This is a genomic window from Acidisoma sibiricum, assembly GCF_057837225.1.
This window is the reverse complement of sequence record NZ_CM174445.1, coordinates 1,426,436-1,447,554: the sequence shown is the minus strand read 5'-3', so window position 1 is coordinate 1,447,554 and position 21,119 is coordinate 1,426,436. Positions and strand designations below refer to the sequence as shown.

General features: G+C 65.8%; 20 protein-coding genes. All 20 read right to left on the bottom strand.

All coding sequences use genetic code 11. From position 1 onward, the window contains the following. Positions 1 to 16: 16 nt before the first annotated feature. Genes ccmE through bchB form a run of 20 tightly spaced genes read right to left on the bottom strand, consistent with a single transcriptional unit; the run spans position 17 to position 21,116 of the window. Positions 17 to 535, bottom strand: a complete 519-nt coding sequence (ccmE, locus tag AC3G7M_RS07005) for a cytochrome c maturation protein CcmE (RefSeq protein ID WP_489215979.1) — start codon at positions 533 to 535, stop codon at positions 17 to 19. Between the two features lie 2 nt (positions 536 to 537). Then, a complete protein-coding gene (locus tag AC3G7M_RS07000; protein WP_489215106.1) occupies positions 538 to 693 on the bottom strand; it encodes a hypothetical protein in 156 nt (51 codons plus the stop codon). Then, the gene (locus AC3G7M_RS06995) at positions 690 to 1,481 is read right to left on the bottom strand and encodes a heme ABC transporter permease (RefSeq protein WP_489215104.1); all 792 of its coding nucleotides are present in this window, start codon (positions 1,479 to 1,481) and stop codon (positions 690 to 692) included. The genes AC3G7M_RS07000 and AC3G7M_RS06995 overlap by 4 nt, the downstream gene beginning before the upstream one ends. After that, on the bottom strand, positions 1,435 to 2,478 hold the full coding sequence (locus AC3G7M_RS06990; RefSeq protein ID WP_489215102.1) for a phytoene/squalene synthase family protein: 1,044 nt from the start codon (positions 2,476 to 2,478) through the stop codon (positions 1,435 to 1,437). The genes AC3G7M_RS06995 and AC3G7M_RS06990 overlap by 47 nt, the downstream gene beginning before the upstream one ends. Next, a complete protein-coding gene (locus tag AC3G7M_RS06985; RefSeq protein ID WP_489215100.1) occupies positions 2,475 to 2,741 on the bottom strand; it encodes a hypothetical protein in 267 nt (88 codons plus the stop codon). The genes AC3G7M_RS06990 and AC3G7M_RS06985 overlap by 4 nt, the downstream gene beginning before the upstream one ends. Beyond that, a complete protein-coding gene (gene bchO / locus AC3G7M_RS06980) occupies positions 2,738 to 3,661 on the bottom strand; it encodes an alpha/beta fold hydrolase BchO (protein ID WP_489215099.1) in 924 nt (307 codons plus the stop codon). Before bchO ends, AC3G7M_RS06985 begins: the two co-directional genes overlap by 4 nt. Continuing rightward, positions 3,658 to 5,412, bottom strand: coding sequence for a magnesium chelatase subunit D (locus AC3G7M_RS06975; protein ID WP_489215097.1), 1,755 nt, complete (start codon positions 5,410 to 5,412; stop codon positions 3,658 to 3,660). Before AC3G7M_RS06975 ends, bchO begins: the two co-directional genes overlap by 4 nt. Further along, positions 5,409 to 6,497, bottom strand: coding sequence for a magnesium chelatase ATPase subunit I (gene bchI, locus AC3G7M_RS06970; RefSeq protein ID WP_489215095.1), 1,089 nt, complete (start codon positions 6,495 to 6,497; stop codon positions 5,409 to 5,411). The genes AC3G7M_RS06975 and bchI overlap by 4 nt, the downstream gene beginning before the upstream one ends. After that, positions 6,494 to 7,696, bottom strand: coding sequence for a 5-aminolevulinate synthase (gene hemA / locus AC3G7M_RS06965; RefSeq protein ID WP_489215093.1), 1,203 nt, complete (start codon positions 7,694 to 7,696; stop codon positions 6,494 to 6,496). Before hemA ends, bchI begins: the two co-directional genes overlap by 4 nt. A gap of 27 nt (positions 7,697 to 7,723) precedes the next feature. After that, positions 7,724 to 9,541, bottom strand: coding sequence for a putative photosynthetic complex assembly protein PuhE (gene puhE, locus AC3G7M_RS06960; RefSeq protein WP_489215091.1), 1,818 nt, complete (start codon positions 9,539 to 9,541; stop codon positions 7,724 to 7,726). Positions 9,542 to 9,563: 22 nt separating this feature from the next. Continuing rightward, positions 9,564 to 10,634 (bottom strand): magnesium-protoporphyrin IX monomethyl ester (oxidative) cyclase, encoded by a 1,071-nt coding sequence (gene acsF, locus AC3G7M_RS06955; RefSeq protein ID WP_489215089.1) that lies wholly within the window; start codon positions 10,632 to 10,634, stop codon positions 9,564 to 9,566. After that, positions 10,631 to 10,909, bottom strand: a complete 279-nt coding sequence (locus AC3G7M_RS06950) for a hypothetical protein (protein ID WP_489215087.1) — start codon at positions 10,907 to 10,909, stop codon at positions 10,631 to 10,633. The genes acsF and AC3G7M_RS06950 overlap by 4 nt, the downstream gene beginning before the upstream one ends. Continuing rightward, positions 10,906 to 11,430, bottom strand: a complete 525-nt coding sequence (gene puhC, locus AC3G7M_RS06945; RefSeq protein WP_489215084.1) for a photosynthetic complex assembly protein PuhC — start codon at positions 11,428 to 11,430, stop codon at positions 10,906 to 10,908. Before puhC ends, AC3G7M_RS06950 begins: the two co-directional genes overlap by 4 nt. Positions 11,431 to 11,436: 6 nt before the next feature. Further along, on the bottom strand, positions 11,437 to 12,138 hold the full coding sequence (puhB, locus tag AC3G7M_RS06940) for a photosynthetic complex putative assembly protein PuhB (RefSeq protein ID WP_489215082.1): 702 nt from the start codon (positions 12,136 to 12,138) through the stop codon (positions 11,437 to 11,439). After that, on the bottom strand, positions 12,135 to 12,920 hold the full coding sequence (puhA, locus tag AC3G7M_RS06935) for a photosynthetic reaction center subunit H (protein ID WP_489215080.1): 786 nt from the start codon (positions 12,918 to 12,920) through the stop codon (positions 12,135 to 12,137). Before puhA ends, puhB begins: the two co-directional genes overlap by 4 nt. Next, positions 12,917 to 14,386 carry a BCD family MFS transporter gene (locus AC3G7M_RS06930; RefSeq protein ID WP_489215078.1) on the bottom strand — a complete coding sequence of 490 codons (1,470 nt, stop codon included), beginning with the start codon at positions 14,384 to 14,386 and terminating at the stop codon, positions 12,917 to 12,919. Before AC3G7M_RS06930 ends, puhA begins: the two co-directional genes overlap by 4 nt. After that, positions 14,383 to 15,081 carry a magnesium protoporphyrin IX methyltransferase gene (gene bchM, locus AC3G7M_RS06925; protein ID WP_489215076.1) on the bottom strand — a complete coding sequence of 233 codons (699 nt, stop codon included), beginning with the start codon at positions 15,079 to 15,081 and terminating at the stop codon, positions 14,383 to 14,385. Before bchM ends, AC3G7M_RS06930 begins: the two co-directional genes overlap by 4 nt. Further along, positions 15,081 to 16,001 (bottom strand): ferredoxin:protochlorophyllide reductase (ATP-dependent) iron-sulfur ATP-binding protein, encoded by a 921-nt coding sequence (gene bchL / locus AC3G7M_RS06920; protein WP_489215074.1) that lies wholly within the window; start codon positions 15,999 to 16,001, stop codon positions 15,081 to 15,083. The genes bchM and bchL overlap by 1 nt, the downstream gene beginning before the upstream one ends. Next, positions 15,998 to 19,588, bottom strand: a complete 3,591-nt coding sequence (locus AC3G7M_RS06915; RefSeq protein ID WP_489215072.1) for a magnesium chelatase subunit H — start codon at positions 19,586 to 19,588, stop codon at positions 15,998 to 16,000. The genes bchL and AC3G7M_RS06915 overlap by 4 nt, the downstream gene beginning before the upstream one ends. After that, on the bottom strand, positions 19,578 to 21,116 hold the full coding sequence (bchB, locus tag AC3G7M_RS06910) for a ferredoxin:protochlorophyllide reductase (ATP-dependent) subunit B (protein ID WP_489215070.1): 1,539 nt from the start codon (positions 21,114 to 21,116) through the stop codon (positions 19,578 to 19,580). Before bchB ends, AC3G7M_RS06915 begins: the two co-directional genes overlap by 11 nt. Between the last annotated feature and the right edge of the window lie 3 nt (positions 21,117 to 21,119).

Here is a 21,119-nt window from a genome sequence, read left to right as displayed (position 1 = left end):
TATCTCTCCCCGGCTCTCAACCGCCCGCAAGCTTCGTCCCGGTCTTGCCCATACTGCCATTGAAGGCGGCATCCGGCGGCGGCGCGCCGCTGGCAGGGTTCCACATGCCGGCCTTCTTCAGGGCGGCCTCGACCTCGGGCGGCATATAGGCGGCACTATGCTTGGCCAGCACTTCCGTCGCCCGGAAATCGCCCGTCTGCGTCATCGCGCCCATCGCGACGATACCCTGCCCCTCGCGGAAAAGATCGGGCAGCACCCCGATATACGCGGCCGGCACGATATGGCCATGACCGTCCGTCACGCCGAATCGCGCACCGGGCTGGCCGTCGATATCGGTGTAATGCAGGCTCCCCTGCGCCACCATGCCGCCGAGACGGAAGACGCGGCCGGGGGAGGGATGCTGGCTCAACACGGTCCCAGGCAGCATGAAATAGACGATATCCCCGGTAAAGGCTGAGAGGGTCAGCGCCGTGGCACTGCCGAAGCCCACCAGACAGGCGCCCACCAGCCAAAGCCGGCGATGCTTGCGCTTCATCATCATGACGCGCGTCCCCGTCGGCGCGGGCTTTGCGCGTCCAAGGCCGCCAGCCGCCGTCGCGCCTCGGCGTGGCGCAACCAGGCATTCACGGACAGCGCCAAAGCGGCGACGATCATCACGCCGTAGGAGCCGGCAATGAACGGAAGATTGGTCATGCGTCCACTCCATCGGCGCGCTGCGCGCGGGCCATCAGCAGCGACCGGATGCGCCGCTCCATCACTGCCGCACGCAGCCGCCCTAGCACCAGGGCCGCAAAAAGCAGCGTAAAGCCAAGGGCCGAGACCAGCAGCGGGTCAAGCATCGAGCCCGGCATGGTCGTCTGGCTGAAAATATGGATCGTGTCAGGCTGGTGCAGGGTGTTCCACCAATCCACGCTGAACTTGATGATCGGCAGATTGACCGCGCCGACCAACGCCAGAATGGCGGCGGCCCGAAAGCCGCGCTCCTGATTGTCGAAGGCACGGATCAGCGCGATCTGTCCCAGATAGAGAAAGAACAGCACCAGGACGGAGGTCAGCCGCGCGTCCCACACCCACCAGGCGCCCCACATCGGCTTGCCCCAAAGGCTGCCGGTGATCAGGCAGACAGCGGTGAATACGGCGCCGACCGGCCCGATCTCCATCGCCGCCAGATCGGCCAGGGGATGCCGCCACACGATCGAAATCAACCCGCAGACCGCCAGCGCTCCATAGCCCATGGAGGCGAGCCACGCGGCCGGCACATGCACGTACATGATGCGCACGGCATCACCCTGCTGCCAGTCGACCGGCGAGAAGAACAACCCCCAGACGAGGCCTGCGACCGTAACGATGCCAGCGCTCACCGCGAGCCAAGGCAGAATACGGCCGGAAAGCCGCAGGAACCGGCCCGGATTGGCAAAGCGATGCAGGCTGCGGTTAGGCTTCGGCCGCGTGTTCGACAGCGCTGGGTTCAGAGCGTCCATTGGCCCGATCCAATTCGTTGAGGCGGGCGAAAAGCTCGACCACCCATCCAATCTTGTCATCCACCTGCTGCCAGGCAGCCGCCTCGCGCGGCGAGTCCTCGGCTGGCCAAACGGCCCCGACGAGGAAGTCGCTGGCCGCGGCAGGGGGCAGGAGTACACCCTTTCTGACAAAGACACAGCCTCCCAGCAGCGTCAGCTTGCGCGTCATCGGCACGACCGCGCGCTGCGAAACCGAATCATGCCCGGCCCGCGCCACCGCCTTGCCGATACCATCATAAAGCAGCCGCGCCGCCCGGATCGCAGGACGGCACCGCGCCGGCAGGCGGGCGATGCCGGGCTCAGCGCGGGCATAGAGCCCCCCGGCCTCCGCCAGGAGCTTTGCCACCACCCGGCCGAGCCCCGGCGTGAAGCGCGGTGCGGCGAGAAATGCCTCTGGATCGATTCCCTCGTCCCTCAGCCAGGCGAGTGGCAGATAAAGCCGGCCAGCGCGCGCATCTTCCCCGACATCGCGCGCGATATTGGTGAGCTGCATCGCGCAGCCGAGATCGCAGGCAGCTGACAGCATCGCCGCATCGCGCGTGCCCATCAGCAGCGCCATCATCACCCCCACCGTGCCGGCAACCCGCATCGCATAGCCGATGAGATCCGGCAGATCCTCATAGCGGCGCGCCTCGACGTCCCAGGCAAAGCCTTCGAGCAAAGCCTCCGGCAGGGCGCGCGGCAGGGCAAAATCCTGCACCACGGACGCAAAGGCGCGATCCACGGTATCCCCTGGCTGGTCCGCATAGATCGCATCGAGCCGGCCCCGCAGCATATCCAGCGCGGCAGCCTGATCTTCACTCAGATCGATCGCGTCATCGGCCGCACGGCAGAAGGCATAGAGGGCCGTTGCCGGCGCGCGCACCCGGCCCGGCAGAAACAGCGAGGCCAGCGCGAAGGAGCGCGACCCGGTCTGCAGCGTCGCCCTGCAGGCGGTGAGGTCAGCCGCGGCGATCACGCGAACCACCGGGCACGCAGATCGGCGAGATGGGCAACCAGCGCCAATGCCAGGCAAAGCCCGACCCAGGCATCGCCCGCGCCCGCCATCCCGAATCGCAAGGCCGCGAGGAGGAAGGCCCCTGCGGCGAGGTTGGACAGCAAGGCGGACGGCGCAATACCCCGGCCCGTGGCCCATCGCAGCAAAATCAGTCCCACGGCCTCAGCCAGGACGAGGATCAGGATCAGGTCGATGACGCGACCATTCATGAACAGGGCGGTCATGCGCAGTGTGCCAGCGTCATCGGCTGCCCCCGCTTCGCTTGATCGGTGGTCGCCGCTTCCTCGATCAGCCGGGCGACCATGGACGGCTCTTCCTCATGCGCAAGATGGCCAAGGCCGGGCAGCGTGACTACCCGCCCCTGCGGCAGCCGCGCCTTCACGCACGACGCATCGGCAGGCGGCACCATGCCATCCTTGTCTCCCACGATCAGCGTCACCGGCACATTGAGTTTAGTCAGGTCAAGGTCATCCAGGTTCCAGCGCGACATCATACGCAGTGCCCCGGCGACATGACCCGGACGGCTCATCAGCCGGCCGTAGAACTTGCGGCCCTGACCATCGATGCGCGAGCCGGTCGCGGCCAAAAGCCTGTCCACCGTTTTTTCCCGCCGGGCCTGCAGCGCGAAGATCCAGGACGTCGCCGGGCTGTTCGTCAAGAGGCGGGCCATGAGCGAATAGAGGGCGCCCTGATGCTGCGGCATCGGCGAAAGGGCACCGTTGAGGCTCACCATCGGCACAGGCGCAATCAGGTTGAGCAGCAGCATCCGCGCGGCGACGGCTGCCCCGGCCGAATGGCCGACAACCATCGCCGGCTGCACATCCATGACCTTCAGCATTGCCGCGACCGCCCGCGCCATGCCGACGGAGGTCATCAGCACCGGCGCTGGATGGCCCGTAAAGCCGTGGCCCGGCAGATCCGGCGCCACCACGGTGAAGCCCCTGGCCAGGATCGGCGCCAGGTCCCGCCAGGAATGGGTCGAGGCACCCATGCCGTGCAGAAGCAGAATCACCGGCCGCCGCGCGGCGATATCAGGACCCATGATCTGGACATGCCAGCGCAAGCCGCCAGCGTGGAGAAAGCGGCTGGTGGAGCGGTTCGGCCAGTCCCTGCCGTCATGCGTCCAATCGGGTGCGCCAATCATGCGGCCCTCCTGACGGCTTGGCTGAGAGCGGCCGCATCCGCCCGTGGCAAAGCCAGACAGCGGCCGCCAATTGCTGCCGCAATCCGCGCGGCCTCCGGCTGCGGCCGTGGGGAGATGTCGATCACCAGCGTCTGCAGCCCGCTCGCGCGGAGGTGATGCGCGACCCGCTCGGCATCGGCCATAGCGCGAGCGCGATCCATCACCCCGTCCAGCGCCACATTGGCGCGCCCGTCCGTCAAAATCACCAGTTTTGGCGTTTCGCCCTGGCGTCGCAGGGCCTCAGCCAACAGGCTTGCCGCCTGCATCCCCGCGGCGAGCGGCGTGCCACCCCCGCCCGGCAGAGCACCGAGGCAGCGTCGGGCCCGCGCAAGCGCGCCTGTGGGCGGCAGCAGCAATTCGGCCTTGGTGCCCCGAAAGGCGAACAGCGCTACCTGATCACGGCGGATGTAACATTCGCCGAGCATCAACTCGACCGCCCCTTTGGCTTCCGCCAGCCGATTAAGTGCGGCGGAGCCGGAGGCATCAACCAGAAAAACTGTTGTTGTCCGGGGCTGGGATTTGTACCGCCGCACGTGCAGGTCGCCGGCCCGGAAGGCGATCCGGCCGGCCGCCGCATGGTGCCGCAATCGCTGCCACGGGGCGGCGGCGCGCAGCGTTTCGACCACATCGAGGCGCAATCCGCTGCCGGGGCGACCGGGCCGGGCGGCAATCGGCCGGCCGCGCCGCAGGCGGGTTGGCTTGGCGGACACGCGCCCCGCCTGACGGCCGCCCGGACGATCGCCCCTGCCGCTCCCAGCAAGCTGGGCCAGAAGATCGGGCGGCAGCGAAGCGACCGCCGCTTCCAGCACCGCTTCGGCCAAAGTCCCGTCCATCTCCGGCGCCTCCGTCTCGCTATCATCCTCGCCCGGAGCCTGTTCCGTCTCAGGTGTCTCAGGGTCGTCCTGCTCCGCATCATCAGCGGGCTCAGATGCGTCCGGCGCATCAGCCTTTTGCGGCATCCGCGTCGCGCGATGGGCAAGCACAAGCTGGGCCGCGAGACTGGCGTCGGCTGCGGTCACCGTCCCGCGCCCATCCAGTGCCGCCGCCGCGCGGGCCACGCGCAGCGCCAAAGTTTCCGCCCGCGCCGAACCGATGCCCAAAGCTTCGGCTGTGGCGCAAAGTGCCTCAAGCACAGCTTCCTCAGCCGTCACCGAACCGCAATAGGCCTCGGCCTCCGGCGCGACCGCCGTCGTCTCGGACAGCCGAATGCCATCAAGATCGACCCGGAAGGCGAGCCTATCGCGCAAGCCAGCCGGGAGGTCCTCCTCGATGCCCTCGTCGAGCAGCACCAACCCAAGCCGCGCCGGATGGCGAATGGTGAAACCATCCCGCTCGGCGACCACGGCCCCCAGATCCAGCGTCGTGGCGAGACGCGCCGCCGTACCCGCCGTCAGGCGCTCCGCCGAGCCAATGATGACGATCCCGCCATCCGCCTCGGCCAGAAGGCCGCGGGCGACCGCGGCCTGGCCGGTCGCGAGGGTCACGGTGAGATCGAGACCACCCAGCAGCCGATCATCCGCAATGCTTGCCGGGCAGCGGCGCCAGGGCGCCTCGACCGGCATCATCGCCCGCAGCATCCCAAGGAAGCGGTCCCGCACCGGACCGGCCGCCGCCTTCACATGGATGCCCGTGCCGAAAGGATCGCGGACAAAAAGCCGCGCTGACAAACAGGCGTTGGACCAGGCTGACGCAGCGGTCGGGTCCGCACTCATGCCGCGCCAAACAGGTCAATAAGGGCCCGTTCGACCCGGGGGCCGGCGCCCGCCTCATCCAACGGATTGCGCCGCAGCCGATGCCGCAGCGCCGGCAGCGCCACGCGCTGCAGATGATCGGGCGCGGTCATCTCTACCCCTTCCAGGGCGGCGAGTGCGCGGGCGGCCCTCAACAAGGTAAGTTCGCCGCGCAGCCCGTCGGTGCCGAGCGCGATACACAGCTTGGCCGCCAGTTCCAGCACCGCATCCGGGGTGCCCAGGCTGCCGAGGCGCACGCGGGCGGCCAGGATACGGCTGCCCAGCTCTCGCTCGGCTTCCGCCCACTGGCCAAGGAAACCGGCAGGGTCGGTGTCAAAAGCATCCCGCCGGCGCAGCACTTCGACGCGCTCGGCGAGCAGGCCGGGCGTCGACACCTCAACCGCCAGCCCGAAACGGTCGAGCAGTTGCGGGCGGAGATCGCCCTCCTCGGGGTTGCCGCTGCCGACCAGTACGAAGCGGGCCGGGTGGCGCAGGCTCAGCCCCTCGCGCTCGACCACATTCTCCCCCGACGCCGCCACATCCAGCAGCAGATCGACAAGATGGTCTTCGAGCAGATTGACCTCATCGATATACAGAAATCCGCGATGCGCGCGGGCGAGCAGGCCGGGCTGGAACTGCTTTACGCCATCCACCAAAGCGCGTTCCAGATCGAGCGCACCGACCAGCCGGTCCTCGGTCGTGCCAAGCGGCAGATCCACCGTCGGCACCGGGGCCAGACGCTCCCGCCGCTGATCCGGGCCAAGCTCGGCGCAGAACGGGCAGGCGCCGGCGTCGGCCGCCGGGTCGCAGTGATAGGGGCAATCGGCCACCACCCGCATCGCCGGCAAAAGCCCCGCCAGCGCCCGAACGGCAGTGGACTTGCCGGTGCCGCGATCGCCCATCACCAGCACGCCGCCAATGCCGGGGTCCACCGCGGCCAGCAGCAGGCAAAGCTTCATCTCCGCCTGGCCGACGATGGCGCTGAAGGGGTAGACGCGCCCAGCCCGCGTGGCGGCCGCCATGGGCGTCCCCAGCCGGTCGCCCGGAGCGGAGAGAACCGCGCTCATGCGGCCCGACGCAGCTGGAAGGCAGACCAGACCTGGCCCAGCGAGGCCGCCAGATGTGCGATATCGGCGTCGGTATGAAGCGGAGACGGAGTGATGCGCAGCCGCTCGGTCCCCTTCGGCACGGTCGGGTAATTGATCGGCTGCACATAGATGCCGAATTCATCGAGCAGCATATCCGTCATCGCCCGGCATTTGACCGGATCGCCGACAATGACGGGCACGATATGGCTCGGATTGGCGTAATGCGGCACGCCTTCCGCGTCCAGCGCCGCCCGCACCCGCGCCACCCGGTCGGCATGGCGGGCGCGCAGATCGTCCCGGCCGGCCAGTTCATGGATCGCGGCGAGTGCGCCCGCTGCAACCAATGGCGGCAGAGCGGTCGTGAAGATGAAGCCCGAGGCAAAGGAGCGCACGAAATCACAGACCGCGGCCGACCCCGCAATATAGCCCCCGATAACGCCAAAGCCTTTGGCCAGCGTCCCTTCGATGATGGTCAGCCGATGCGCCTGCCCCTCCCGCGCCGCGATGCCCGCGCCCTGAGGTCCATACATGCCGACAGCATGAACTTCGTCCAAATACGTCATCGCGCCATGGCGTTCGGCGGCGTCGCAGATGGCAGCGATCGGCGCGATATCGCCATCCATGGAATAGACCGACTCAAAGACGACGAGCTTGGGCACCTCCGGCGGCAGCGCCGCCATGCGGCGGTCGAGATCTTCCGCGTCGTTATGGGCGAATATCTCACACCGCGCGCGGCTGTGGCGAATGCCCTCGATCATCGAGGCATGGTTGGAGGCGTCCGAGAAGACGACACAACCTGGAATTTGCGAGGCGAGCGTGCTGAGGCTCGCCCAGTTCGACATATAGCCGGAGTTGAACAGAAGCGCGGATTCCTTCCCGTGCAGCCCCGCCAGCGCACACTCCAACGCCACATGGGCGGTGCCCGTGCCCGAAATATTGCGGGTGCCGCCGGCACCCGCCCCGTTCTGGTCCAGCGCCGCATGCATCGCGGCAATCACCTGCTCGTTCTGCCCCATGCCGAGATAGTCGTTGGAGCACCAGACCGTCACATCATGACCGCCGGCGAGCGAAACATGCGGGAATTTCCCGGGTGATCTTTCCAGCTCCGCGAAGCGGCGATAATTGCCGTTCCGTTTGAGGCCTTCGATCCGCTGCTGGAAGAACTCCTGGTAATCCATCGCCTCGTCTCCCCTTCTGGGATGTTTTTAGGCAACCGCGGGAAGCGGCAGGGTCACGTCGTCGGTCAGGCTGCGCGCGCCGAACTGGTCGGCAAGCAGGGAGTCTTTCAAATGCCGCCCGATCGCGATGACGCGCGGGGTCTCCTCGCCTTTCGGCGCGAAGGCGGCGATCGACGGCCGCCCGCCTGCGATATCGAAGCGCACCCAGCCATCGCCCATGCGGGCAATGCCTTTCAGCCGCTCGATATCGCCTGACGCACCATCGGCCAGCCGGTTGAGCAGCATGAGGAGCGATTCCGGCTCGACAGGTGCCAGGATCAATCCGCTCCAGGAGTCGAAACTCAGCGCGGCGCCATGGTCATGGTGGTCGTGATCGTGATCGTGATCGTGGTGGTGATGCGCATGCTCATCATGCGCGTGATCATGGGCATGCCCGTGGTCATGGTGGGCGTGGTCAGGCGCCGCATCTGGTGCGGGCTCAGGCATGGCTGCCGGCAGCGCCAGCGGCAGGATCGGCCCCGCAGCGGCGATACCGAAACTCGCCCGCATGATCGGCGCCGTGGGGTTGAGGCCGCGCAGCGTGGTTTCCACCATGATCAGCTCGGCAGGCCCCACAAGATCGACCTTGTTGAGCACCAGCAGGGAGGAAAGCCGCGCCTGCGCATCCAGCTGCGCCGGCAGGCGGCCGTAATCCCGCAGGAAAGCCCCGCCATCGATGACAGTCGTGACCGACAGGCTGCGCACCAGCGGCGCCAGATCGGGGGCGCGCATCACGCCGAGCAGGGAGGCCAGATCGGCGACACCGCTGGGCTCGATCAGCACCCGTTCCGGCGACCATTGCGCCACGACCGATTTGAGCTGCTCGGCCAGGTCCTTGCGCAAGCTGCAGCAGATGCAGCCATTGGGCAGTTCCACCACATCGGCGCCACGCTCCCGCAAGAGTGATCCGTCAACGCCGACGCTCGCGAAGTCGTTCACCAGCACCACAGTGCGCGGACCGGCGGTTTGCAGACGAGCGCGCATGAAGGTGGTTTTGCCGGCGCCGAGAAAGCCCGAAACCACCTCTGCGTCGAAGGGCTTCGTGGCCTTGCGGGATTTCAGGCTCCAGCCCCAAAGCGCGGCCGCCGGCAGCGGCAGCATCAGCAGCCAATGCTCGACGATCGCGAGGCCCATGAGCATGGCGAGGAAGCAGAAGCCCGCGGCATCGAAGCGGCTGCCATGGACCTGATGCGCCGCCTGCACCAGCTTCACCAGGATCACCGTCGAGATGGTGATCGACAGCGGAAAAAGCAGGTTCATCGGCTTTTTGGTCAGGAAGGACTTCAGGAACTGCAGATGCTCGGGCAGAAATTCCTCATTGAGGTTCCGCACGCCGAGAAAGACGTTGAGTTTGGCGCTCTGGTGCATCCACCACAGGACCATGAAGGTCCACATGCCGATCTGGTTTTTTGCACCCCAGGTCAGCGCGACAATGACAACGCCCATGGCGATGATCGCCAGCTCATGCCAGAGGCTGGTCTGGATCGCGTGGCCGAAATGCTTCCAGCCACTGCAGCCTTCCGGGCAGGGCTGTTTCCGCGTCCCTGTGACATAACCCATATAGAAGCTGATTTCCTGCCAGCCCCAGGCCAGCAGGCCGCAGGAGAACGCACAATAGGCCCCGGCGACGCTCGCGTCGTTCCGGCTCGCATAGACACCCCAGAGCGAACACACCATCAGAACCGTGGCGCCCAGAATGCTCCATTTGAAGGTCGCCCTCGGCAGACCATCGAGATACATGATCACGCCGGTGCTGAACCACCAGATGAAGAGCGCGTAGAGAGCCGGAAGTGCGTAGAGGACCATGGGTGTTTTCCTACCGATCCAATTACCAGGCCGGCGCCATACGAACATCAACCGGCATCGCATTACGCTTCGTCGGCAGAAGGAAAAGCCGCAGGAAGGTCGCCGCCACCTGCGCCAGCAGCGCCAGGCGACGGGCGCGGCCAAACAGGAAGCCTTGCCGCTTCGCTGCCTGCATCTTGAGGCCAAGGATGCGCAGCCGCTCCAGACCTGCACGAAACCGCGGGTCGTCGATATTCAACTCAACCGGAAAGACCTGACGCGCAATCGCCTGGGTGACGCGGAAGACCTGATAATCATATTCGGTCGGGTCCAGCCCGAGCGCCTTGTGGAAGACCGGACGGGCATGATCCCGCACATACATCGTGGCGAAAACCGCAAGCAGGAAGAAGCGAATCCACAGCTTGTTGAAGCCTTGCAGCAGCTTCGGATCGGCCCGCATCAGCAGCGCGAAGGCCTCCCCATGGCGGAACTCATCGCCGCACCAATTCTCAAACCACTGGAAGATGGGGTGAATGCGGTTCTCGGGATGCCGCTCCAGCTGGCGATAGATCGTGATGTAGCGGGCATAGCCGATCTTCTCTGACAGGTAGGTCGCGTAGAAGATGAACTTCGGCTTGAAGTAATGGTATTTCTTGGTCTTGGTCAGAAAGCTGAGATCGACGCCGACGCCGAAATCCTTGAGGCTGTCATTGATGAAGCCGGCATGCCGGGCCTCATCCCGCGCCATCACACTGAACAGCTCGCGCACGTCTGGGTTGGTGATGCGCTTCTTGATCTCAGCATAGAGCACGCAGCCAGAAAATTCTGCCGTCACCGAACTTACCAGGAAGTCCAGGAACTCGCGCTTCAGTTCTGGCTCCATCGTCGTGATGTCGCCGTCGAAGCGCTCGTCACGAATGAAGTGGTTGCGGTTCGGGTCGCTTCTCAGCTCCTCGATCAGCCCATCCCATTCGCGCCGGACAAGATCGACGTTCAGCTTGTCCATGTAGTCGAAATCAGTGGTGTAGAAGCGTGGGCTCAGCACCGTGTTCTCAATGGCAGACTTCGTCGTCTCATTGATCCGAGCGGCCCGTTGTTCCAGCGTCGTGCTCATTGTGCGCCCTCCGCGTCAAAACCGACTTCATACAGATCCGTCAGGGAGAAGATCTCCATCGCGCGCGTCCAGGCGCGTCGCAACGGCCCCGCGCGCCGCACCGTAATGCGGCATTCCCGCACGAGCTGCTCGTTAAAGCCGATGCCGCTCGGCGCATCATGCAGTAACACCTCGTCACCCGGCTGTATTTCGATGTCCAGCGGGATGGCATAGGCGTGGAAGCTATAGGGCGTCTGCTCAAGGTCAAGCAGGCACCGGGCCTGGACGGTCTTCATCGCACGGCCTCCTGAAGCGGGTGCGGCAGCAACTTGGCGAAAGCGGCCTCATTGGCGGACCCGAAGGCTTCCAGATCGATCATGGTATCGGTCGGCGGATCGGAGAGGATCAGCCGGCCGTCAGCCGTCGCCATCAGCGTGAGCGGCGTCGCCTGATTCATTTTCGCCTTTTCACGGCGAAGCGCGATGCTGTGCAGCACACCGCGCATGAATCCGTCACCGTCCTTCTGCAGCGCGCCGATCGTGGCGCCGGTGCGGGCATCCCGCATCGCGATCACGCCGTTCATCTGTTGATCAATCCGAAAGGATCGCTCGGAGACGGTGGCGCCGGTGGGCACCGACTTGCCGGGCAGCATGATGACGATGCCGACCACCGCCACCATGGCGGCAGCCAGCACCGGTGGCAGAGCGATGCGGCGGTAGCCCGGCGATCCTTTAGGGGACACGAAGGATTTGCTCCACGGGAGCTTATAGTAGGGAACGGACGGTTCCCGCTGATCGAGCTTCGATGTTGCACTCATGATGCATCAATCTCCCGTCATCGCAGCAGAAGCGGGGATGCGGCCGCCCGCACCTTGTTTCGCGTTCAGGGCGGGTGCCGTGTCAAAGCTGGGCACCGGCTGCCCGGCGCTCGCCGCCAGGGCGCGCGCCAGAATATGCGCGACACGCACCGCATCCGGTACCGAGCGCAGCATCGGCTGCACGCGCCGTGTGCGCCAGGGGCGTGCATGCGGCCAGAGGGTAATGTAGCCGACCCGCGTCTCACCGGCGAGGAGCAGCGGAATATCGCCGCTGCCATCAGAGAATAGCCGCAGGTCAGCCGATTCCATCATGGCGAAGGGCAGGTTCAGGCTCATGCTGAGGGCGACCCCCACCCGCAGGACCACACGCTTTTCGGTGATGGTATAGACGGTGGTTTTCGCCACGAAATAGGCGAAGGTGGTGAGCATGGCGATCGCGACTGAACCCAGGAATAGCAGCGCGAAGAGCGACCACCACATCTGCTGCGTCTCGACCATAATCGCGCGGATGAGGCAGATCACGGCGAGGATGGCGAAATAGATCATCAGCTTGCGCACATGCAGCACGCGGAAGGCGACGTTCTTCCAGGAGGGCGCACCCTGCCAGAGCATGGACTCGCCTTCCGGCAAGGGGGCCGGCAAACCATAGGGCACGCGGCCGAGGGCGCTGGTATTGCCGGCGCGGATGACGCGAAGGGGCGCGCTCATAGCACCGGCCTCGACCGCTCGCGGGTTGCAAGCAACTGACCGCCGCCGAAATAGCCGACCAGCCTGTCTTCCTCGAGACGCGTGACATAAGCGTCGCTGAAGGTTCTGGGCACATCGGCAAATTGATGGGCGAGGATGGCGTTCACAAAAACCTCCCTCGATTGCTTGCGAAACCGGAAGAAGCTGTGCGGGATAAGGACGCGCTGGCCTTCGAAACCCGGCAGCGTCAAGCTCACCTCAAGATACCGCACCGCCTCCTCGATCTCGTCCAGCCAGAGATCTGAAATGATGCCAGGGCTCAGGCGATCAGCCGCCACCACCGTCCAGCCACGCGGATCGGGAGAGGACGGGTGCAGATAGTATTCGACGCCGTCACGCAGCGGCACGATCTTGTATTTGCCATCGATGGTCAGATCGGGTTCGTCCAGGCGGTTGGCCCAGGCGGCTGGTCCAAGACCATCGACCAGCGGATTGCCGGTCGCTTCCAGCGGCGCGCCGGGAAACAGGGCTGCTGACCGCGCACCGTTCGGCACGGTGGGCGTCTCCGGGCGCGGCGCATAGGAGACGCCACCGTGATAAAGCCGAAAGATCTTCGGCTCTGGCACATCGGGAAAACCCTCCGTGACCTCGACATCGCTTTGTCCGATCAATTCGGACACCAGCGGATAGCCCTCGCGCTTGTCCTCGCGCCGCAGGTACAGGATCAGACCTGCGAAGAACGCCCAAAAGCCATAGAGGGTGACCTGGGCTACATCGATGTAATGGCCGAGACCGCCGGTCATGCGAGGTGCTCCTTCCTTGAAGGACGTTCAAAATGGGTAAGTGGCGCCGAAGGGTATGAGAAACGAACCAAGGGCCCAAGGACGATGAGCGTGGCGAAGAGAATGATCATCTCCAGACCATAGACGGCTTCGTAGCCTGTCGCGGCGCTGACGACGGTGGTTCCCAGCGTACCGCTGAGGGCGAGATGCGCCACCCAATCATGCAGCAGGCCGCCCGCGGCGATAGCGGTGCCGGCAGCGAAGGCCTGTACCGCGCCCCAGGAGCCGAGCTTGAGCCCGACCCGTGTTTTGCCGGAGGCGTCGACCGCGCTTGCCAGCGTGCCGACGAGGAACAAGGCCGCACCGCAGCCGATCAGCGCCGTGCCCATCGCGAAAAGCCCGGGCGCGCCCACGGGTGCGGCGAAGATCACGCAGCTGAAGGCCAACAGTCCGACGAGCACGCCAATAGCAGCGACGCGGTGCTGATCGCTGCGGCGATACAAAAGCCAGCCGCCGCCCGCGAAACCGCAAAGACCGCCGACCGCGAGGAGCGCCGTCAGTGCGGTCGTCGCGGCCACCGGCAGGCCCAGCACCTGACCGCCATAGGGCTCCAGCAAAACGTCCTGCAGGCTGAAGGCAATGGTGCCGAGGGCGACGGCTGCCAAACGGCGGCGCGCCTGCGGCTCGGCCATCAGCGCGGCCATCGACTCCCGGAAGGAGGACGTCGTCTCGGCAATGCCGATAAGGGCCCGGCGGGGTTCCTGCTTCCACAGCGCGACACCGTTGAGGATCATCGTCATCAGGGCCGCACCCTGGATCACCTGGATCAGCTTCTGAACGGTGAAATGCGACAGTAGGATACCAAACAGCACCGCGCTGATCAGCACGCCCAGCAGCAGCATGGCGCACAGCACAGCCACCACCTGCGGACGGGAGCGTTCGGGCGCGATGTCGGTGGCGAGCGCGAGCCCGACCGTCTGCGTGGTGTGCAGCCCGGCACCGATGAGAAGGAAAGCGACCGATACGGCAAAGGACCCGGCCCACGGCGCGCTATGCCCACCACCCGCGCCCGACAGCACCAGCAGGGCGAAGGGCATCATCGCCAGTCCGCCGAATTGCAGCATGGTGCCGAACCAGAGATAGGGCGTCCGCCGCCAGCCGAGCAGCGAGCGGTGATTGTCCGACCGGAAGCCGATCAGCGCGCGCGCCGGGGCGAAGACCAGCGGCAACGCTACCATGATCGCGACCAGCCGGGCGGAAACGCCCAGTTCCACAATCATCACCCGGTTGAGCGTGCCGACCACAAGCGCGACCGCCATGCCGACCGAGACCTGAAACAAGGCCAGCCTGAGCAGACGCTTCAGCGGCAATTCTTCGGATACGACATCCGCGATCGGCAGCCAGCCCAGGCCGAGCTTGTTCCAGAAGCGGAACGCGCGCGATCCGGCATCGGCCGCAGGGGTGTGATCGCGGGAAGTCGCGCTCATCGCCGCACCATTTCCAGCGCTTGGGATTTGTAGAAGCCGCTTTCGATCCGCTGCGTCCGCAACCGCATCCAGCCCTGGTTTCCCAGCGCAGCCTCAAGGCGGCGATGCAGCGCCCCCTCGGCAACCGGCTCAATGGCCGGCGCGCGGTCGCCGCGCGGAAACAGCTTGCCCACCGCGTGCATCACCGACAGCGCCGGCGTACGGGGCGCAAAGGTGACGACCATGCTGGTGGACGTCCGCGCGGCAAGCGCCGAAATGGCCGCGACCATCTCTCGCGCCGGATAATGGATCAGGGAGTCCATGGCCACGACATGGTCGAAACGGCCAAAAGATGGGTCGAGCATATCGCCCGGGATGAAGGAGACGCGACGGGCCAGATCCGCCGGAATGCGGGTCCGCGCGAGGTCCAGCAGCGTGCCGGCCAGGTCGACCGCGACGACCTCGGCGCCACGGCGCGCCGCTTCCACCGCGACAGCCCCCGTGCCGCATCCGGCGTCAAGCAGCCGGCAGCCGGTGAGATCGCCTGGCAGCCAGTCGAGCAGAGTCGCGCGCATGCGGTCCCGGCCGTCGCGCACCGTCGCACGGATGCGGCTGACCGGCGCGTCGGAGGTCAGACGCGCCCAGGCCTGCGACGCCGTGCGGTCGAAATAGGTCTCCAGCTCGCCGCGACGGCGCTCATAGGTGAGGTTGATCATTACTCAAACCCCAGCAGATCGAAGATGTCGCGATCACGCAGCGGCTTGGCGTCCTGATTCGGCGCACCAGCCCAAAGGCTCGCAGCCAGGCGGGTATATTCGGCCTGCACGGCCAGCACCTCCGGCGTCTCCTCCATCTCGAACAGCGTCGCCTTTTTCAGCCGGCTGCGGCGGATGGCGTCGAGATCGGGGAAATGCGCAAGCGTGGTGAGCCCAGCGGCGGCGTTGTATTTATCGACCTGATCGGTACCGGCGCTGCGATTGACGATGACCCCGCCCAGCCGCACGTCGTAATTGCGGGCTTTGGCGGCGATGGCCGCTACGATGCGGTTCATGGCGAAGATGCTGTCGAAATCATTGGCGGCGACGATCAGCGCCTGATCCGCATGCTGCAGGGGGGCGGCGAAACCGCCGCAGACGACATCACCCAGAACGTCGAAGATGACGACATCGGTATCTTCCAGCAGATGATGATCGCGCAGCAGCTTCACCGTCTGCCCCACCACATAGCCGCCGCAGCCGGTGCCGGCCGGCGGGCCGCCGGCCTCGACGCACATCACGCCGCCTGTACCCTGAACGAGAAAATCCTCTGGCCGCAGTTCCTCGGGGTGAAAATCCACCCCCTCCAGTACGTCGATCACGGTCGGGATCAACCGCTTGGTGAGCGTGAAGGTGCTGTCATGCTTGGGGTCGCACCCGATCTGCAAAACCCGATGGCCGAGCCGCGCGAAAGCAAGCGAGAGATTGGACGAGGTCGTGCTTTTGCCGATGCCGCCCTTGCCATAGACGGCAAAGACCTTTGCGGTGCCGATCTTGCGCGGCGCGTCCATGCGCACCTGCACGCTGCCCTCCCCATCTTCTTGGCAGGTTCCACATCCCGCCGCCTTGCGAAGAAGATCAGGCTTGGTGACAACGGTCATGCGGCGACTCCCACAGTCATGCCTTCCAAACGGTCCTCGATCGCCTCACCAGCCTGGCGCAGCTTCTCAAGAACCGACGGATCGGGGTTCCAGTATTTGCGATCATTCGCCTCCAGCAGGCGACTGGCGATCTTGGCCGAGGCTACGGGGTTGAGCGCGCAAAGCCGCTCGCGCATGCCCGGTTCGAGAACAAAAGTCTCGCTCAGCTTCTCATAGACCCAGGGCGCCACCTCGCCGGTGGTCGCCGACCAGCCGAGCGTATTGGTGACCTGCGCCTCGATCTGGCGGACGCCCTCATAGCCATGCGCCAGCAGCGCCTCATACCATTTCGGGTTGAGCGCCCGCGTGCGGGTTTCCAGCGACACCTGTTCCGACAGGGTTCGCACCAAACCGTCGCCGCGGGTCTGGTCGCCGATATAGACGGCCGCCGTCTTACCCCCGCGCTCCCGCCGCACCGCGCGGGCAATCCCGCCCAGCGTATCGAAATAGGTGTCGACGGTGGTCACGCCGAGTTCGACCGATTCCAGGTTCTGATAAGCGACATCGACGCCCTTCAGAATGTGACCGAGGACCTTGTCCTGCCGCGCGGCGTGGCCCGCCATGCCATAGGCAAAGCCTTTGCGGCGGACAAAAGCCTCGGCCAGCTCATCCTCGTCATTCCAGGCGCCGCTATCGACGAGCTTGTTGACGTTGGAGCCATAGGCATCCTCGGCATTGCCGAAGACGCGCAGCGCCGCCGTCTCCAGATCGCCGCCATGCTCGGCCATGAAGGCCAGCGCATGGGCCCGGATATGGTTGAGTTCCACCGGCTCATCGGCGCTTGCGGCCAGCAGCGCGGCTTCGGCCAGCAGCTTGACCTGCAGGGGCAGAAGATCGCGGAAAATACCCGACAGCGTCAGCACCACATCGACACGCGGGCGGCCCAGCCGCTCCAGCGGAACGAGTTGGGCGCCCGTCAGCCGTCCGTAGCTGTCATGCCGCGGTTCGGCGCCGAACAGCCACAGGGCCTGGGCAATCGGGCCGCCCTCGGTCTTCAGATTGTCGGTGCCCCACAGTACCATCGCGACCGTCTCTGGCAGGCCATTCCCATCTGCCGCATGGCGGGCGAGAAGACGATCGGCCTGACGGGCACCATCCTGCACCGCCGCCGCGCTTGGGATGCGGAAAGGGTCCAGCCCATGCAGATTGCGCCCCGTGGGCAGTACCTCCGGCGTGCGCAGCAGATCGCCGCCGGGCGCGGGGCGGATATAGCCGCCATCCAGCGCATGCAGGATCGCGGGAAGCTCCGTCTCATTGGCCAGCGCGACATCCATCGCAGCAGCCTGCACCGGGTCCGTAATGCCGGCCGATTCGATGATATCGGCCCGCGCCTCGGCAGAGGGTGGTCGGCCCACGACATGCAGGCCGTGCGGGATAAGGGTGAGTTCAAGCTCCATCAGCGCGGTGCGAAGCTCGGCGATGGCAACAACCGCATCGGTCCAGGCCGGCTCGGCAGGTGCCAGATCGACCATCGCGGCCTGTGCCTGGATCAGCTGTTCCAGGTCCCCGCGCTGTGTCGTGTCAACATCGGGTTCCAGCCCGCGCCAGCGGTCGATGGAGGTCTTGAGATCGAGCAGGCCGCGATAGAGCCCGGCGCGGCCCACGGGCGGCGTCAGATAGCTGATCAGCGCGGCGCCGGAGCGACGCTTGGCGAGCGCCCCCTCGGACGGATTGTTGCAGGCATAGAGATAGAAATTCGGCAGATTGCTGATCAGCCGGTCCGGCCAGCAGGCTTCGGAAAGGCCTGCATGCTTGCCGGGCATGAATTCCAGCGCGCCATGGGTGCCGAAATGGAGCACCGCATGCGCCGCGAAATCCTCGCGCAGCCAACGGTAGAAAGCCGAGAAGGCATGGGTTGGCGCGAAGCCGTGCTCGAAGAGCAGGCGCATCGGGTCGCCCTCATAGCCAAAGGCAGGCTGGATGCCGACAAAGACATTCCCGAACCGCTCGCCCAGCACCTGAATGCTGCTGCCGTCGCTGTTCTGGCGGCCGGGGGCAGGACCCCAGGTCTTCTCGATCTCGGGGAGCCAGGTCTCGCGCCGCACATGGTCGGCCACCGGAATGCGCGCGGCCACATTGGCATCGGTGCCGAAACGGGCCGCATTGCCCTTAAGGATGCGATCCCGCAGCGCATCCACGGTCGGCGGCACCTCGACCTGATAGCCGCCGGCCGCCAGGGCCTGCAGCGTATTATGCAGCGATTCGAAGACCGCGAGATAGGCAGCGGTGCCGGTCGCGCCGGCATTGGGCGGGAAATTGAACAGAACCACAGCGACCCGGCGCTCGGCCCGCTCAGACCGGCGAAGGCGCACCAGCCGGGCGACGCGGGAGGCGAGCATCGCCGCCCGTTCCTCATGCACCACCATCTGACGGCGATGGCTGTCACCGGCCGAGGACCGGCCGCCGAAGGTCATCGGCCAGATGCCGCCATCGAGTTCCGGGATCGCCACCATCATCGCAGCCTCAACCGGCATCAGGCCGCGGGCATCGCTCTGCCATTGCTCCAGCGTCTGGAACTCAACCGGATGGGCGGTGATATAGGGCACATCGAAGCGGGCCAGGATCTCATCGGCCGCCGTTGCATCATTATAGGCGGGGCCTCCGACGAGCGAGAAACCGGTCAGCGAAACGATGGTATCAACGATGGGAGAGCCGTCGGCCATGAAATACTGTTCCATCGCCGGGCGGCCATCGAGGCCCGCGGCGAAGGCTGGGATCACGCGCAGCCCTTGGGCTTCCAGCGCCGCAATGACGCCCGCGTAATGGGCCGCATTGCCGGCGAGGACGTAGGACCGCAGCAGCAGCACGCCGACCGTGCCACGCAGCCCACCGCGGCGCGGCAGCTTGGCCAGATCGGTAGTGACGCCACCCGCGATGGATGGGTGGTAGAGCCCGACATCGGGATATTGGATGGGTGCCGCCGCGCGTACCGTGCCCGCGATCGTCTTCCGGGCGCCCGCCGCGTAGCGGTCCACCAGCAGCCGCACCATATTCACCAGATTGGTCTCGGAACTGCCAAGCCAATACTGCATCGACAGGAAATAGCAGCGCGCGTCCTGGGCCGTGCCAGGAATGAATTTGAGCAGCGTCGGCAGGCGGCGGAGCATTTTCATCTGCGCCTGGCCACTCGCGGGCCGGCCCTCCTTGCTGCTGCTGCCGCGCAACCGCTTCAGCAGGGCAAGGCCGCCGCCGGCCTTGGCGTCCATGGTGAACTTGCCGAGCCGCGTGAGGCGGACCACCTCACCCGCCGACATCAGCCCCACCATCGCATCGCAATGATCGCGCCGCGCGGTCAGCGCCGGCATCACCGCACGGATATGGTCTTCCAGAAACAGCATGGCGGCGATGACAATATCGCCCCGTTCGATATCGGCGAGGCAGGCATCAAGCCGCGCAGCATCCTGACCCCATTCATCCGCCGTATGCACCCGCAACACCAGGCCGGGGATATCACGCCGCAAGACCGCTTCCGCTGCCTCCGCCGCATGGGCGAGATAGCTGTCCATGGTAACGATGACGATACGGAATGGTGGGGTGTCAGCGCGCATAATGCGCCCTCGCATCATAAAGTGTTTGCAGGGACACAGAGGCGATACCGCGCTCCCTGGCAAAGGCCTCGGTGTTGCGGCGCGCCTTGCCGCGAACGAAGATCGGAATCTTTTTCAGCGCCTGTTCTGCTTCGGCCAGCCAGACCACCTCGGCCATGACCGCGACATCGGCCATCTCGGCGGCTGCCACGGGTGACGCTTCGGCCGCGGCCGAAGCGGTGACACCAAGATGCGAGGGCGCGGCACCCTCGCCGAATTCGCTATCCTCACGGAACATCGCCAGGAGATGTTCCTCCAGCCCCATCATCAGCGGATGGACCCAGCTGTCGAAGAGGACATTGGCCCCCTCAAACCCCATCTGCGGCGAATAGCGCGCCGGAAAATCCTGCACATGCACGGGCGCTGAGATGACCGCGCAAGGAATTCCCAGCCGTTTGCAGATATGCCGTTCCATCTGCGTGCCCAGCACCAGCTCCGGCTCGGTCGCTGCAATCCGCGCTTCGACCTCCAGATAGTCGTCGGTGATCAGCGCCTCGATGCCGTAGGACGCGGCCGCCTCGCGCACATCGCGGGCCTGTTCGCGGGAATAGGTGCCAAGACCGACCAGCGCGAAGCCGAGTTCCTTCACCGCAACACGGGCCGCGGCGATCGCATGGGTCGCATCGCCGAAGATGAAAACCCTCTTGCCCGTCAGATAATTGGCATCCACGGAACGCGAATACCAGGGCAGGTTGCTGTTGCGCTCGCAATCGGCTGCCGGCAGCCCGGCCAGAGCCGCGACCTCGGCGACAAAATCGCGCGTGGCGCCGACGCCGATCGGCACCGTCTTCACCCGCTTCTGGCCGAACTGCCGCTCCAGCCAGGACGCGGCCGTATCGGCGATTTCGGGATAAAGCACGATATTGAAATCGGCCTCACCCAGCCGCGCAAGATCGGCGGGGCTGGCGCTTAAGGGTGCCACCACATTGACGGCCACGCCAAGGCGGCCGAGCAGCGACTCAATTTCGCGCACATCGTCCCGATGGCGGAAGCCCAGCGCAGTCGGGCCCAGCAGATTGCAGCAGGCCTGGCGGCCTTCGCGCGGCAAAGGCTTGCCGGCGGCAAAGCGCCGCACGAGTTGATAGAAGGTCTCGGATGCGCCCCAGTTTTCCTTGCGCTGATAGGACGGCAGATCGAGCGCGATCACCGGCACATCCAGGCCCCGGGTGAGGCCCTCAGGATTGTCCTGGATCAGCTCGCCGGTGCAGGAGGCGCCGACCAGCAGCACTTCCGGGCGGAACCGCTCGACCGCCTCGCGCGCGGCAGTCTTGAACAGCTCCGCGGTGTCGCCGCCAAGGTCGCGGGCCTGGAAGGTGGTATAGGTCACGGGCGGACGGCGATCCCGCCGCTCGATCATCGTGAACAGCAGATCGGCATAGGTATCGCCCTGCGGGGCATGGAGCACGTAATGCACGCCGGTCATCGCCGAAGCGATGCGCATGGCCCCCACATGCGGCGGCCCTTCATAGGTCCAGAGGGTCAGCTGCATGGC